Origin of the sequence: Mycobacterium sp. NPDC051804 (assembly GCF_044452905.1) — a bacterium.
Lineage (GTDB): Bacteria > Actinomycetota > Actinomycetes > Mycobacteriales > Mycobacteriaceae > Mycobacterium.
Genome location: NZ_JBITCD010000004.1, coordinates 176,677 through 191,659, shown reverse-complemented (window position 1 = coordinate 191,659; position 14,983 = coordinate 176,677). Strand labels below are relative to the sequence as shown.

General features: G+C 65.2%; 15 protein-coding genes. 9 read left to right on the top strand and 6 right to left on the bottom strand.

The window, feature by feature from the left end; translation table 11 throughout:
- Window position 1: 1 nt before the first annotated feature.
- Window positions 2–1,267: a glucarate dehydratase family protein gene (locus ACIA48_RS16410; protein ID WP_396733395.1), complete on the top strand. Its 1,266-nt coding sequence runs from the start codon at window positions 2–4 to the stop codon at window positions 1,265–1,267.
- Window positions 1,268–1,278: 11 nt separating this feature from the next.
- Here the strand turns inward: ACIA48_RS16410 and lepB are convergent, their stop codons facing one another.
- The gene (gene lepB, locus ACIA48_RS16405) at window positions 1,279–1,917 is read right to left on the bottom strand and encodes a signal peptidase I (RefSeq protein ID WP_396735019.1); all 639 of its coding nucleotides are present in this window, start codon (window positions 1,915–1,917) and stop codon (window positions 1,279–1,281) included.
- Window positions 1,918–2,138: 221 nt separating this feature from the next.
- On the opposite strand from lepB, the gene ACIA48_RS16400 reads away from it, so the two are divergent.
- The 3 genes from ACIA48_RS16400 (at window position 2,139) to ACIA48_RS16390 (ending at window position 4,583) form a co-directional block, all read left to right on the top strand.
- Window positions 2,139–2,558, top strand: coding sequence for a lipoprotein LpqH (locus ACIA48_RS16400; protein WP_396733392.1), 420 nt, complete (start codon window positions 2,139–2,141; stop codon window positions 2,556–2,558).
- Between the two features lie 131 nt (window positions 2,559–2,689).
- Entirely contained in the window at window positions 2,690–3,919 is a 1,230-nt protein-coding gene (locus ACIA48_RS16395; RefSeq protein ID WP_396733389.1) for a cytochrome P450, read from the top strand.
- Window positions 3,912–4,583 carry a TetR/AcrR family transcriptional regulator gene (locus ACIA48_RS16390; RefSeq protein WP_396733386.1) on the top strand — a complete coding sequence of 224 codons (672 nt, stop codon included), beginning with the start codon at window positions 3,912–3,914 and terminating at the stop codon, window positions 4,581–4,583. Before ACIA48_RS16395 ends, ACIA48_RS16390 begins: the two co-directional genes overlap by 8 nt.
- A 6-nt stretch (window positions 4,584–4,589) precedes the next feature.
- Here ACIA48_RS16390 and ACIA48_RS16385 read toward each other — a convergent pair whose 3' ends face one another.
- Window positions 4,590–5,360 (bottom strand): CDP-diacylglycerol diphosphatase, encoded by a 771-nt coding sequence (locus ACIA48_RS16385; RefSeq protein ID WP_396733384.1) that lies wholly within the window; start codon window positions 5,358–5,360, stop codon window positions 4,590–4,592.
- 73 nt (window positions 5,361–5,433) lie between these two features.
- Here ACIA48_RS16385 and ACIA48_RS16380 point away from each other — a divergent pair, with 73 nt between their 5' ends.
- Window positions 5,434–6,360 carry a LysR substrate-binding domain-containing protein gene (locus ACIA48_RS16380; RefSeq protein ID WP_396733380.1) on the top strand — a complete coding sequence of 309 codons (927 nt, stop codon included), beginning with the start codon at window positions 5,434–5,436 and terminating at the stop codon, window positions 6,358–6,360.
- On the opposite strand, the gene ACIA48_RS16375 is transcribed toward ACIA48_RS16380, so the two are convergent.
- Complete coding sequence (locus tag ACIA48_RS16375) at window positions 6,357–7,535, bottom strand: serine hydrolase domain-containing protein (protein ID WP_396735016.1); 1,179 nt, start codon at window positions 7,533–7,535, stop codon at window positions 6,357–6,359. The two genes, ACIA48_RS16380 and ACIA48_RS16375, sit on opposite strands and share 4 nt — an antisense overlap.
- A gap of 135 nt (window positions 7,536–7,670) precedes the next feature.
- Complete coding sequence (locus ACIA48_RS16370; RefSeq protein WP_396733377.1) at window positions 7,671–8,597, bottom strand: hypothetical protein; 927 nt, start codon at window positions 8,595–8,597, stop codon at window positions 7,671–7,673.
- A gap of 58 nt (window positions 8,598–8,655) precedes the next feature.
- Here ACIA48_RS16370 and ACIA48_RS16365 point away from each other — a divergent pair, with 58 nt between their 5' ends.
- Window positions 8,656–9,276 carry a TetR/AcrR family transcriptional regulator gene (locus ACIA48_RS16365; protein WP_396733374.1) on the top strand — a complete coding sequence of 207 codons (621 nt, stop codon included), beginning with the start codon at window positions 8,656–8,658 and terminating at the stop codon, window positions 9,274–9,276.
- 114 nt (window positions 9,277–9,390) lie between these two features.
- Entirely contained in the window at window positions 9,391–9,720 is a 330-nt protein-coding gene (locus tag ACIA48_RS16360; protein ID WP_396733371.1) for a hemophore-related protein, read from the top strand.
- 3 nt (window positions 9,721–9,723) lie between these two features.
- On the opposite strand, the gene ACIA48_RS16355 is transcribed toward ACIA48_RS16360, so the two are convergent.
- Together ACIA48_RS16355 and ACIA48_RS16350 are read right to left on the bottom strand one after the other, a co-directional pair.
- Window positions 9,724–11,100 (bottom strand): serine/threonine-protein kinase, encoded by a 1,377-nt coding sequence (locus ACIA48_RS16355; RefSeq protein ID WP_396733368.1) that lies wholly within the window; start codon window positions 11,098–11,100, stop codon window positions 9,724–9,726.
- A gap of 87 nt (window positions 11,101–11,187) precedes the next feature.
- A complete protein-coding gene (locus ACIA48_RS16350; RefSeq protein ID WP_396733366.1) occupies window positions 11,188–12,156 on the bottom strand; it encodes a 2-hydroxyacid dehydrogenase in 969 nt (322 codons plus the stop codon).
- 306 nt (window positions 12,157–12,462) lie between these two features.
- Between ACIA48_RS16350 and ACIA48_RS16345 the strand changes: the two genes are divergently transcribed.
- Both ACIA48_RS16345 and ACIA48_RS16340 read left to right on the top strand, forming a co-directional pair.
- Window positions 12,463–14,034 (top strand): ABC transporter substrate-binding protein, encoded by a 1,572-nt coding sequence (locus ACIA48_RS16345; RefSeq protein ID WP_396733363.1) that lies wholly within the window; start codon window positions 12,463–12,465, stop codon window positions 14,032–14,034.
- Between the two features lie 18 nt (window positions 14,035–14,052).
- Complete coding sequence (locus ACIA48_RS16340) at window positions 14,053–14,982, top strand: ABC transporter permease (protein ID WP_396733360.1); 930 nt, start codon at window positions 14,053–14,055, stop codon at window positions 14,980–14,982.
- The last annotated feature ends 1 nt before the right edge of the window (window position 14,983 follow it).

The window sequence follows — 14,983 nt, the reverse complement described above, 5'->3', positions numbered from 1 at the left end:
CGTGGCCCCCAGCCGGATTCGCATCACTGGCGCCCGGATCACCCCGGTCGCGTTCGTTGACCCGCCGCTGCTCAACACCGTCGGGGTGCACCAGCCGTATGCGTTGCGCGCGATCATCCAACTCGACACGGACGCCGGGCTCGTCGGCCTCGGCGAGACCTATGCCGACTCGACACATCTCGTCCGGCTGCAGGCCGCCGCCGACGCGATCACCGGGTTGGACGTGTTCTCGCTCAACGCGATCCACGCCGCGATCGCCGACCGGCTGCGCGGTGACAACCGCGCCATCGGCACCGCGGGCATGATCACCACCGCCAGCGCCGTCGACCAGGTCTTCTCACCGTTCGAGGTGGCTTGCCTCGACATCCAGGGCCACGCCACCGGACGGCCGGTCTCCGACCTGCTGGGTGGCAAGGTCCGGGACGCCGTGCCGTTCAGCGCCTATCTGTTCTACAAGTGGGCCGCGCATCCCGGCCACGAGCCCGACGCGTTCGGCGAGGCACTGGACCCCGACGGTCTCGTCAAGCAGGCCAAGCGGATCATCGACGAATACGGTTTCAGCGCCATCAAACTCAAGGGCGGCGTGTTCGCTCCCGAGGAGGAGGTCGCTGCCATCGAGGCACTGCACAGGGCCTTCCCCGAGCACCCGCTGCGGCTGGACCCGAACGCCGCATGGACGCCCGAGACGTCGCTCAAGGTGGCGTCGGCCCTGTGGGACATCCTGGAGTACCTCGAAGACCCGACGCCGGGCCTCGACGGGATGGCCGAGGTCGCGAAGCAGGCTCCGATGCCGCTGGCAACCAACATGTGCGTCGTCGCATTCGATCAGCTTCGGCCCGCCGTGGCGAAAGACTCAGTGCGCGTGGTGCTTTCCGATCACCACTACTGGGGCGGTCTGCAGCGCTCTCGGCTGCTCGCCGGAATCTGCGAGACATTCCAATTGGGGCTATCAATGCATTCCAATTCGCATCTCGGTATCAGCCTGGCCGCGATGGTGCATCTCGCCGGCGCGACGCCGAATCTGACCTACGCGTGCGATACGCACTGGCCGTGGAAGGTCGAGGAGATCGTCAAACCCGGTGTGCTGGAGTTCAAGGACGGCGCGGTCGCCGTTCCGACGACGCCCGGTCTGGGCATCGAAATCGACGACGACTCGCTGGCCGCGCTGCACGAGCAGTACGTGCGCTGCGGGATTCGCGACCGCGACGACACCGGCTACATGAAGACCATCGATCCGACTTACGAGTTCGTCAGCCCCCGCTGGTAACCCTGACGCAATTACCAGAACTGCTGTGCCTTCCCGATGACATCCTCCATCGGCACCGTGCCCGACATCGGATCGCCAGTGCACGCGATTCCTCGCTCCAGATCGGCGGGGAGACTTTCGCAGTGCGCGCGGGAATCCGTTGCGTGTGTGCGATTGTCGCCCATCACCCACAGCCGCTCCGTCGGAACCCGCACCGGGCCGAACTCAGGACCAAAACACGGATCGGTTGGCGGTTCCGCGTCAAGCATTTTCGGACCCAGGTACGGCTCAGCGATCGGTTCGCGGTTCACCGTGATACCGGTGCTTCTGCGACACTCGATTGTCTCTCCGCCGACTGCGAGGACCCTGCTGACCAAGTACTTCTCATCCGGCGGCGCGAATCCGAAGAATGACACGGCATTCTGCAGCCACCGCAGGGCCGTGTTCTGCGAACGGATCGACGTGTAGCCGGTATTCCACCCTGGCAGGGGCGTGAAGACAACCATGTCGCCGGCCCGCGGCACAGCCATGCGACGAGACTGGTATGCGAATTTGGTGATGATGATGCGCTCGCCCGCATCCAGCGTCGGTGCCATCGAATCAGACGAGACGTTATGCGGCCGAGCGACGACATTTGAAACGAAGGCAAAGAGCACGGCAAGGAACAACACGAGGCTGGCCACGAAGGCTATGACCCTACGCAGCACGCCACGCTTCGGTTCCGCCACTGGCGCATGCCTACCGACGCCCACGTCAGTATTGTCTCACCGCTGGTCAGCCAATGTGCGGTATCGACGTGCCGTGTCGGACACGAAGTCTCGATCCGCTCATGTCGACGAGCGGTTGCCCGCAGGTGTTTTCGGGTAGCCCCCAACGAAAGGGGAGGTGTTCGATGAATAGTCGACTACTGGCCGTGCTCACCGCGGCAGCGCTGACGTCCGGATGCGGATTGACCGGATCTGAGCCGGCCGAGCCGCCCCAGAGCTCAGGCAAGATCACCATCGGCGACAAATCGCAACAGACACAGCGGGTTTCGTGCACCCAGGACCAATGGGCGTTAACCATCGATGCCAAGACCGACACCGGCCGTGCGCGCGCCTACCTACAGCTCGGCGGCCCCGATCTGCTCGTCCGAACCGTCAACCTCGAGAACATCGCCGGCCTCAACGCCATCTCGGGAGGCGACGTCGCCGACGCCGTAGCCGCCACGGAAGGCGGCATCTACAAAATCACCGGGACTGCCGTCGTCTCCGAAGCGGGCAAGCCGGGAGCGACGGAGAACAAAACCTTCAGCATCGAAGCGCCCTGCTGAGCGTCCTAACGAGACATTCTCACATTTATGTATGAATGGCAGAAGTCTGTCCTGCAGATATCGTTGACTTCAGAGCGAGTAAGTCATACATTTTGAGCATTCTGTCGCCTCAGCCTCTGATGGGTGGCCCCATGACCGTCGGCACGCTTTGCTCCAATGTTTTCGACGCCGGACTCCCGAGCCTGACCTACGACGTCGACGACACACCCGCGGTCGTGTATCCGCGGATCCGCCAGGCACAAGAACAGGCTCCGATCGCCATCGGGCCATTCGGGCCCGAGATCATCTCCCACGAATTGGCGCGGACGGTGCTGCGCGACCCGCGCTTCACGATCCCGCCCGGAATGAACCTCATGGTGCAAGGCATCACGTCGGGACCGCTGTGGAACAAGATCGTCAACAGCCTGCTCGGCCTCGACGGCGAACCGCACCGCCGATTGCGCAGCCTGGTGTCCAAGGCATTCACTCCACGGGCGAGCGCACGCATGCACGACACCATCGTGGACGTGATCAACGAACTCATCGATCACGTTGCCGCAGAAGGCCGTTGCGACATCGTCGCCGACATCGCCCGGCCGTACCCGGTGCCGATCATCTGCGCACTACTCGGCGCACCTCGCGAGGACTGGCAGCTGTTCTCGCGCTGGGCCGACGAGATTTTCACCGCCTTCACGTTCAATCCCGACGGTGTCGACCAAGCGTTCGTCATGCAGGCGTGGGGCGAACTCGACGATTACGTCGACGAGATGGTCGCACGACGGCGCCACAACCCGACCGACGATCTGCTGTCCGACCTCATCCGCGCGGAGGACGAAGGTGATCGGCTCAACGCTGCTGAACTGCGCATGCTGGCCGGCGGGCTATTGCTTGCGGGCACCGACACCACCCGCAATCAATTGGCCGGTTCCCTCGATGCGCTCATCGACCATCCCGACCAGTGGGCGCTTTTGGCGCAGCACCCCGAACTGGCGGCCAGTGCGGTGGAAGAGACCATTCGCCATTCGCCGATCGGATCCGGCACCCTGCGCACCGTCACCGAGGACACCGAGTTCGCGGACCACCTGTTTCCCGCTGGAACGATGGTCATCGTCAATACGCTCGCCGCCAACCGGGATCCCGCGGTCTACGACGACCCGGACCGTTTCGACATCACCCGTACCGACGCGCCAGCGGTGCTGACCTTCGGCGGCGGCATCCACTACTGCCTCGGCGCGAATCTGGCCCGGCTCGAGCTCGCCGAGGCCCTCAAGATCGTGACCCGCAGAATGGGCAAGCCCTCGCGCACGGGTCCGGCACCGTGGAAGCCGATGATGGAATTGAGCGGGCCTAAGACGCTGCCGATCGAGTTCTCGCATGCCTAGCCGCGGGTGGTCGGGCGATCCCCCGGCAACGGACGAGGACGCGATCGACCGGATCCTCGATGTCGCCGACGCCATCATCGCCGAGCGCGGACCCGCCGTGCGCATCGCCGACGTTGCGCGCATGCTCGGTGTCACCAGACAGACCGTCTACCGCTACTTCCCCAGCACCGAAGAGCTGTTGTTGGCCAGCGGAATGCGCACTGCCGACGGTTTTCTCGACCAACTCGCCGAGCACACCAGGGGGTTGACCGAACCCGCCGCCGCGATGGTCGAAGGCATCGCGTTCGCGGTCGAAAGACTCGCCGAAGACGCCCATTTCGCCAACCTGCTCAGAAACGGGTCGAAGAGCGGAACGACTGTCTCGCTGACCTCCGACACCTCCAGGGCTTTCAGCCGCTCGATGCTGCACCGGTGCGACGTCGATTGGGAGAGTCACGGGTACGACGAGGCGGCGCTCGACGAACTGGCCGAGTTGGGGCTGCGCACGTTCCACTCGATCCTCGTCGACCCAGGCGAGCCCGAACGTGACAGCTTCGCCTTGCGCCGCTTCATCTCTCGCTGGTTGGGCCCGGCCATCGTGTACCCGCGGTTGACACAGGTCATGGAGGCCCTGCAGCCCGTCACCGTCCGCCCGGACCGCAGCCGTCCCACCGCCGCGTCCTGACCGGAGCTATTTTCCCGCCATCGGGGCCGCGCACACCTGGTGGTCCTGGACCGCTTCGCCGCCGCCGGTGTCACCGGTGGCCGGATCGACCAGTCCCGCAAGAACAATGAAGCCGGGCTGACCGTTGCTGAGCACTGCGCCCGCGACCACCAACGTCCTGCGGCCCATGTCGGTGCGCGCCCCTGGTACGCCGTCGGCCAGCAGCCGGAACGGGTTGACCGCACCGAGATCATCGCCAGCGACCGCGATCGCGCTGTAGCGGTCGCCCGCAAGCGGTTCCGGGAACGGCGCCCACACCGGTCCGATGTCGCCCGCGTGCCGTGTCAGCGCGTCATGCACATCGGCGCGAAGGCAATCGATGTGGATGTGCAGCTGATTCTGCGATCGCGCGAACTCGGAGTTGACGGCGAGGCTCATCCAGTCGCGGGGCACGTTGCGTCCCAGCCGCTCGTCGACCGCGGCGCGCGCCAGCCATGCCTGCGCGAAGTAGTCGGTGGCGTCCGGAGCGAGTAACGCCGGGCTTTCGATGCCGGTGATCCGCTCGGTGGGAATCAACAGGTACTGCGCGGCCCCGTCGGTGTCCTTCAGCAGGGCGAAGCCCTCGCCGCTGTTGACCGCCGCACACGGGGCGGGTTCATCACGCTCCCGCTGATGCGGCACACACTGGTTATGCACGATCCGCCAGAGCACGTTGGGGTCCGCGCTCGCGACGGCGTTGGACGCGAAGAGGATCGACCCGGCGAGAAGCAGCCGGCTCAGCGCGCGTGTCCATGCCACAGCTCAAGCTAGCGCACTAGACTGATGCACCATCGCCGCGCAAAGTGCGTGTAGTGATGCAAGGAGTGCATCGGTGTTTTCACTGGCCCGCCTGTCATGCTTCGTCGCCGTCGCGGAAGAACTGCACTTCGGCCGCGCCGCCGAACGACTCCACATGACCCAGCCGCCGCTCAGCCGGCAGATCCAGCAGCTCGAGAGCGAGCTAGGGGTCCAACTCATCGACCGCACCACCCGCACGGTCACCCTCACCCCCGCCGGCGTCGCATTCCTGCCCGACGCGCGACGCATCCTGCAACTCGCCGAGGGCGCCGCCCAGACCGTCAAGCGCATCCCCGAGGGCGACCTCGGCACCGTCGTCATCGGGTTCACCGCGGCCTCTGCGCATGTGGTGCTCCCACGTCTTCTCAGTGCCGCCCGCGAGAAGCTGCCCGACGTGAAACTCGACCTGCGCGAGATGGTCACCGCCGTCCAGCTCGACGGCCTGATGAGCGGCGAGGTGGACCTCGGCATGGCCCGCCCGCCCGTGAAGCGCCCCGGTCTGGTCTCGCGTCCGCTGTTGCACGAGCAGCTGATCGCCGCGCTACCGGAGGAGCATCCGCTCGCCAACCTGAACCGTCAGTTGACGCTCAACGACCTAGACGGTCAGGACGTCATCATGTATTCGCCCATCCAGGCACGGTATTTCAACGAACTGCTCATCAGCACGTTCACCATCGCGGGCGCATCGCCGCGATACGTGCAGTACGTGACGCAGGTACACACGATGCTGGTGCTGGTCCGCACCGGCATCGGCATCGCACTGGTTCCGGCCTCGGCCGCGACGCTGCATCCCGACAACGTCGTATTCCGCACCATCGGCGCGTTCCGCGAGCGTCCTGTGGAACTCGACGCTGTCTGGCGCGGCGACAGCAGCAACCCCGCCCTGCTGCGTCTGCTCAGAGATGTTCTGCCGCAGCGGGAGTGGACGACCGACGATCTGGTCGAGGACGTTCTGAGCTAGAAGTTCAACCCGGTATAGATCTCGTCGAGGACCTTCGGCAGCAGCGCATTCGCCGTCGTGGCACCGTCGGGCGCAACCGTGAGGTTCGTCCAAATAACGAGCGTCACATCGTTATCGGGGTCGTGGCCGATGAACGAGTTGAATCCCGGAAGCTCACCACCGTGGTAGTACATCGCCGCGTTGGGGCCGAAGCGCTGATAGCTGATGCCGTATCCATACTTCTGCCCGTCGGGTGTGTCCGGATCCTCGGCTTGCAGGCTGTTGCGCCACTGGTCGTGGTAGTCGGCGTTGAACACCTCACCGGACACGAGCGCGCTGATCCACGTTGCCAGATCGTCGGCGGTTGAGATGGCTCCGCCTGCCGCGGTGGCGTACGAAGGGTTCTGGTGCGTGTAGTCGATCGGTTTCAGTGCACCCGAACGCATTTGGTCTTGCATCTCGGCGGGATACGGGATGTCGATCAGTGCGTACTTGCTTTCGCCGTACATGTAGCCGTGGGAGTAGGGCGCCGGAATCGACGTGTCATCGATCGCCGGAAGCAACGTCTGGCTGATGCCGACCGGGCCGAACAGACGTTCCTTGAACTGTTCGGCGAGCGGGCGGCCGCCGACCTTCTCGGCGACGAGCCCCAGCAGCGCGTAATTGGTGTTGTCGTACATGTACTCCGCGCCCGGTGCGAAATCCCGCGGATGTGTGAACGCGATCTTCAGAACCTCTTGTGGCGTCCAGGCTTTCGCTGGATCGGCGTCTAGGGTAGCCGCGAGTTCAGGAGCGTTCGTGTAGTTGTAGAGGCCGCTGCGCATCCTCAGCAGATCGGCGATCGTGTTTTTGGCGCCGTCGGGCACACCCGGAACGTAGTTCGACACCGGATCACTGAATTTCAGCTTGCCGTCCTGGGCGAGCAGCACGATCAGCGCTGCGGTCAGTGTCTTGGTGTTCGACGCGATCCGGAAGTGCGTGTCGGCGGTAGGCGGCGTCTGAACGTCGAGCTCGGTCGTGCCCACTGCCGCTCGGTACTCGGCCTGCGGCGTCCGCACCACGACCATCGCACCTGGCACGTAGAGATCCTTCGCTGCCTTCTCGACGACAGTTTGAAACGCCGCTTGGTCGATGGGCTTTAAGGCCGGGTCCGGCGCAGCTGATGAACACCCGGAAATCACGAAACCCAAGCACATTGCGAGCGACGCAAGCCGCACCGTTGCATTCATGGCCCGCACCCTAGATCTTGAAAGTCAGGCGCGCGCAGAAACCGCCGCACCGGCAATGTGGGGTTATGCCAACCTCTGAGCGACAGAGTCGCTGATGTCGGTTCAGGCGGTAGTAGTTGAGCGACAATGTCGCTCCGAGGTTGGCACCTGAGCACTCTCACCCCAGCAGCCGCGCCGAGGCCTAGTCAGGAAGGCCACTAGCCTGTGGAGCCTCGGCGTGCGGGCAGGACGCCACACCCGCCGTTGATCGGCCGGCCACGCGTACGCGGGTCCGCCGTCGTCAGCCAATCCCAGCAGACGGAGCTCGCACAGCGCGTCCGCCGACATCGCATACAAAGCCGCGGCACGTGGCGCGATCACCCCGAAGTCGACCATCCGAAATGCTCTGTTCTCGCTGTCGATGATCTCTTCGATCGTCATGCCTACGATCGGGTAGCCTACGGGCAGCACATCTTTCATCGACAACAGCGCCTGCGGCCCGCGCGCCCGCGGGTGGCCGACGACCTTCGCGACGAACGCGAACCGGCCCAACGCCAGATTCGCGTCGAGCACCAACGCATGGGCATACAGCACTCGCACCAGAACCACATTCATGAAGAACCGCTCGGCCAGTCCCTCCTGCTCGGCCAGGCCGGCATGCGCCAGATAACCGGCGACGACGCTCGCGTTGTGTGCCAGATACCAGGACCGCGCGGACGGGGCGCGAAAGAAGTCGGCCCAGAGCCGCGCCGTCGAACGCGACGCCACCACATCTTCACGCTCGACGAGAAGCTTTCCCTCGAGCGCGTCGCGCAGCAGATCCTCGTTCACCGCCCGCCACCAACCACTGCCGGGCTCTTCGGCATCTAATGGGTTGAGCACGCCCCGCGCCTGCTGCCATCGCATGAACGCGACGACCGCGCGCCGGTACGGCAGGAAGGGACGCCGCGCGCTGCGAAGCGCATAAGTGTCGGCGGCCAGGCGAATGCGCGCGGCCGGATCGTCCCGCACCTGCGCCACCATCCGCTCCGCGTCGTGCGCTGCCGTCACGATCTGCCTCCGTCGAATGTAAACGCTACTAACATGGACTGATGTTAGCGTTGTTGACATGACTCGTCCAGCACAAATTCCCGACGAGAAGGCAGAGCGCGCGAAATACCACCACGGCGATCTCAAACGCGCGCTGACGGACGCTGCCCTGCAGTTGGTGCAGGAAAGGGGCCCTAAGGGGTTTACGCTGCGCGAGGTCGCCCGGCGTGCGGGCGTCAGCGCGGCGGCCCCCTATCGGCACTTCGCCGACAAGGCACAGCTGCTCGCCGCCGTGGCCGCGCAGGGTTTCGTCCAACTTCACGAGGCACTGGATGGGACAGTCGCCGCCAATCCGGACCCCTCTCAGCAAGCACTCGCGATGGGTAAGGCCTATGTGCGATGGGCCGTCGGCCATCCGGATTACTACCAGGTGATGTTCGGCTCCGAACTCGACAAGACCGAAAGTCCCGACGTACTTGCCGCTGGCGCACGTGCCTTCGACGATTTGCTCGACACGATCAAGCGTTGCCAGCAGACCGGACTACTTCCCGCGGGCGATCCACACACGACCGCGGGCCCCATTTGGTCTCTGCTGCACGGTATTTCGATGCTGACGATCGGCGGCGATCTCACTCATGTCGGCATCCGCGAGGACACCGAGGCGCTAACCGAGCGATCGTTGCGCCACCTGCTGTTCTAAGGCATCGTCCCGATCTCTTAACGTTTACTCAGAGATGTTCTGCCACAAGGGGAATACGTATCGCCGGCCGAAAAAGCATAGTGAGCTCAGACGGTCGCGTGCTAGCCTCCCAGCATGCGCTTGAAAGCAAAAGTACTCGTCGCCTCGGGCGGTTTGCTGCTGTCGATGGCCGCCGGCGCAGGAACGGCGTCTGCACAGGATCTGGCCCCGCTGCTCAATACCACCTGCTCGTATTCGCAGGTGATCGGAGCCCTCACCGCTCAGAACCCAGCAGCTGCGAGCCAGTTGACCGCCTCGCCCCCGACAGTCGCCGTCGTCCAGCAATACCTCGTCTCGGGTCCAGCTGAGCGCCAGCAAATGCTCTCGCGGCTGCAAACGATGCCGGGCGCTGACCAGTACATTGGCCTGCTGCTGGGCGTCGCAGCATCTTGCAATAACTTCTAACTGCTACTCCGGTCCTGCCAGGTTTCCGTCCCGGATGTCCTCGCGACATTCGAGTCGGCTCTTGCCCGTTTGGCTGACGCAGACGCGCACCTGTTCCTCGATGCCGGCTGGGTACACCTGGTCCGTCGGACCGGGCGTGACGGTCGGATTCGGTACGGAACCCTGGTAAATCGACCAGAGGTGGTCGCCGGTCGACGGCAGCCGCGAGCAGTACGCCTGCTGTCCGCTCGTCGAGATACCAGCTGAGCCGAGGGGATCGCAGTCCGCGCCGATCAGCACCACCGGAACGACAGGGGCGCCACTCGTCGGCGCCGGCGCACCGGTGGTCGGCGACGCCGACGGACGCTGCGGCTCCTCCCTGTTCACGATGGCCACACCAACCGCGATGGCCCCGCCACCGAGCACGGCCACGACGCCCGCCGCCAACAGCCCAAGCCGCAAGCGGCGTGATCCCCCGGTCCCGTTCTTGACGTGCTTGTTCTGCCGTCCCGACGCGGGAGCGGCCATCGTCCGATCGGTCGCCCCGATCTCGTGCGCCACGTCAGAAAGGCCATGGGCCATCGCCTCGGCGAAATCAGTGCACGAGTCGAAGCGGTCAGCCGGCGATTTGGCGAGCGCGCGGTGAAACGCGGGTCCCAGTCCGGAGAGTTCGGGGATGCGATCGCCGATGGAGGGCGGGCTTTTCGTGAGGTGATTACTGATGACGACCGCGGGGTTGTCGTGCTGGAACAGCTGCTGGCCGGTGAGCAGGTGGAACGCGGTCGCGGCGAGCGCGTACTGGTCGGCCCGGCCGTCGAGCGCCTCGCCCATCAGTTGTTCGGGCGCGGCGTAGGCCACCGTGCCGACGGTCATGTTCGTGGCCGTCAGATCCGAGGTCTCCGCATTGGAGCGTGCGATTCCGAAGTCCGCGAGCAGCGCGCGGCTGAACTTCGAGTCCGACTGCGCCAGAAGAATATTCGACGGTTTGACGTCGCGATGGAGCAGGAGCTGCTGGTGCGCGTAGTCCAGCGCGTCAGCCACGCCGGACACGATCCGTACGACGTCATCCGGAGGAAGCCCGCCGCCCTGATGTTCGGCGAGCAACCGCGCGGCGTCGGTGCCCTCGACGAAGTCCATCGTGATCCAGAATTGGCCGTTGTACTCGCCGCGGTCGTGCACTCCGACGATGTGCGGGTGCCACAGCCGTGCCACGAGATCGGCCTCGCGGTTGAAGCGTTCAAGGTACTCACGGTCGGTGGTCAGCTCGACCGGCAGGATCTTCAGGGCGTCGTAGCGGGGCAACCGTGGATGCTGGACCAGGTACACCTCGCCCATGCCGCCGGCGCCTAGTGGGCGCACGACCGTATACCCGGCGAAGACATCGCCTTCGGCTAACGGCATGGCGTCACACCCCGCATGGTGCCGCTATCGCCGTTTTTCGCCATCCGCAAACCTTCGCACGAGGGCGTGCCGCGGTTGCTGTGGGGGCTACCTCGACACGGTGACCGGCATCGGGACCGGAGTGACGAGCTGTCCCGACTCGAGGAAGCTGTTCAGGTTGCGCAGCGTGAGCTCCTCCATCGCCGCGCGGGTTTCGACGGTGCCGCTGGCGACGTGCGGCAGCACAACGACGTTGTCCATCGACAACAGCTCCTGCGGCACGTTCGGCTCGTCGGCGAAAACGTCGAGGCCGGCACCGGCCAACCGGCCGTCGATCAGTGCCGAGACCAACGCTTCCTCGTCGACGACGCTGCCGCGGGCGATGTTGATCAAGTATCCGCGGGACCCGAGCGCATCGATCACCTCGCCGCTGACCAACTTCGTCGTCCCCGCACCACCGGCGGCCGCGACCACCAGCACGTCGACCCCGGCGGCCAGCTCGACCGGCGATCCGACATACGTGTACGGCGAACCCTCGACCTCATGCCGGTTGTGATACGAGATCGTGCAGCCGAAAGCGCTGAGCCGCTTGGCGATTGCACCACCGATGCGGCCCAGGCCGATGATCCCGACGCGGGTGTTGCTCACCTGGCGCGTCAGCGGGTAGTTGCCGTCGACGGGCCACCGGCCGGCCCGCACGTAACGGTCCGATGCCGAGAACTGCCGCAGTGTGTCGATCAGCAGACCCACCGCCGTATCCGCCACGCAGTCGGTCAGCACGTCGGGGGTGTTACTCACGCCCACTCCACGCGCGGCGGCGGCGTCGACGTCCGTCGTGTCGTAACCGACGCCGAAGTTGACCACCGCGCCCAGGTTCGGCAGCGCCGCCATCAATGCTGCGTCCACGCCGGTGCGGCCTGAGGTCACCACGGCGCGGATCTCACTGCCGTGCTCGGCGAGGAATTCCGCAGGATCGTCGGGCAGCACGTACGCCGCGTAGTCGTCCTGCAGCGTCTGCGCCAACGACGGCTTCAGCGGACCAACCTGCAACACGGGGCGATTCTGCGGAGTGCTCATAGTGCTGTCACGGTACGGCGACCTGCGGATACCCGTCCAACATTCAATTCGCATGGACTTATATCGAAAGCGCATCACTGGCTGATCGCTAGCGACCAAGGGGTATCGGTCGGTAGTTGGACCGGCCAACACCGCAGCTCACAAGACATTTTCGGTGTCTTTCAGGAGTCGGACGATCGTCCCAAAATCGTGCGATATCGCCATTTGGCTGGGGTTGACGCTGTCGAATCAGCCTCCTTAACGTGTGGTTGCGATCACAAGTCTCATCCACATACGTGGACGTCACTCCGCAGCCCAGGAGGATTCATGAGCCCACGCCCGACCCGCCGGCGCCAGATCATGGCGCTCGCCCTCGCGGGAGTCACCGTGGTCGCCTCAGGTTGCACCGTCGCCAACTCCCGCCACGGCGGCTACGACCCCAACACCCTGCGCATCGTCCTCGCCCAGGAGCCGCCGACCCTCGAACCGTGCGAGAGCTCGCTGACGTCCACCGGCATCGTCGTCCGCTCCAACATCACCGAACCGCTCATCGAACGCGACCCCAACTCCGGCGATCTGCAGCCGCTGCTCGCCACCGACTGGAACCAGACCTCCCCGAACCAGTGGACGTTCAAGGTCCGCGACGGCGTCACCTTCTCCAACGGCGCACCGATGACGGCCAAGGATGCCGCCTACTCGATCGACCGCGCGGTGAACTCCGACCTGAACTGCAACGTCGACGGCTACGTGTTCGGCGACGACAAGCTCGAGCTCGCCACGCCCGACGACGACACGCTGATCGTCGGGACCAAGGAACCGGATCCGATTCTCCCGCTTCGTATCTCGTTCGTCGAGATCGTGCCGACCGGCACGTCCATGACCGAGAAGGTCCGCGAACCCGTCGGCACCGGCCCCTACGCGATCGACGACTGGGAGTACGGCCAGAAGCTCTTCCTCAAGCGCAACGACACCTACTGGGGCGAGAAGCCGGCCTTCGCCAAGGCCGAGTACCAGTGGCGCAGTGAGGGAAGCGTGCGCGCCGCGATGATCACCAACGACGAGACCGACGTCGCTGTGAGCCTCGGACCCGAGGACGGCGCCGAGGATCTCGGCGTCCCGTTCCAGAACAACGAGACCACCGCGCTGCGCATGCAGGCCACCGAACCGCCGCTCAACGACATGCGCGTGCGCCAGGCCATCAACTACGCCGTCAACCGCGAAGGCATCGTCAAGGCGCTGTTCCGCGGACTCGGCGATCCGGCATCCCAGCTGATCCCCTCGGGCGTCGTCGGATACAACGCGGAACTGCCGCTGTGGCCGCACGATCCCGACAAAGCCAGGCAGCTCATCGACGAGGCCAGGGCCGACGGCGTACCCGTCGACACCCAGATCCGGCTCATCGGCCGCACCGCGCAGTTCCCGAAGATCAGCGAGACCATCGAGGTGCTGCAAAGCGAGTTCTCCGATATCGGCCTGAACGTGAAGATCGAGATGATGGACACGTCCAACCAGCTGCTCTACCAGCTGCGACCGTTCCCCGAGGGCGCCGGCCCCTACGTGCTGATGATCATGCACGGCAACCAGGCCGGTGACGCCGCGTTCACCATGGACCAGTACATGCTGTCCGACGGTGCGCAAGCGTCCTACGGCACACCGGAATTCGACAAGAAGATCCGCGCCGCCGAGGCATTGACCGGCGAGCAGCGTCAGGACGCGTTCGCGAAGCTGTTCGCCGAAGAGCCGCAGGAAATCATGAGCATGGCCTACATCGCGCACATGAAGGGCATCCTCGGCAAGTCGCCCCGCGTCGACTACAGCCCCAACTCCGCAACAGGTGACGAGATGCGGCTGGCCGAGATGACGCCCGCCGGCTCGGACACCCCCACGGTCGCCCAGTAAGTAAGGAAACCAGCCCCCATGTTCTCCTTCATCCGGCGCCGGACATACACCAGCGCATTGCCTTTGATCATCGTGCTGCTGGGCGTGTTCCTGCTCGCCCGCCTCACGGGTGACCCCACGAACCTGTACCTGCCCGAGTCCGCGACGCCTGAACAGCGTGAAGCCTTCGCCCAGGCCAACGGTTTCGACCAACCGGTGTGGACGCAGCTCGTCGAGTACTTCAAGGGCGTGCTGCACTTCGACTTCGGCACCTCCCTGCGCACCGGTGAGTCCGCCTCCGAGATGGCGTTCCGGGCATTCCCCGCCACGCTGCAGTTGGCCTTCACCACAATGCTTCTCGCCGTCGTCGGCGCCATCGTCATCGGCTGCTGGGCCGCCTACCGGCCCAACTCGCTGGCCGACCGGTTCTCCAGCCTGCTGTCCATGACCGCCGCATCGATCCCCGACTTCTGGTTCGCGATCACCGGCGTCTGGCTCTTCGCGGTGCTGCTGGGCTGGCTGCCGACCTCCGGCGTCGACAGCGGCATCCTGTCGTGGATCCTGCCGATAGCGACACTGATGATCCGGCCACTCGGCGTCCTCACCCAAGTCGTGCGCGGCGCAATGGTTTCCGCGCTCTCCGCACCGTACGTGCGGCTGGCCCGCAGCAAGGGCGCCAGCGACTTCCGCGTCGTCAGCCATCATGCGCTGCGCAACGCCGCCGCCCCTGCGCTGACTGTCGCCGGCGACCTGGCTGTCGGCCTGATCAATGGCGCGGTCGTCGTCGAGGCCATCTTCGGCTGGCCCGGTATCGGCAAGCTGATGATCGACGCGATCCTGCAACGCGACTTCGCGGTCCTGCAGGCCGCCGTCCTGCTGACCGCCGTGAGCATCTTCCTGCTCAACATCTTCATCGACGCCTGCTATGCGCTGCTCGACGCCCGCGTCCGCGAACCCGCTCGGGTCTAGA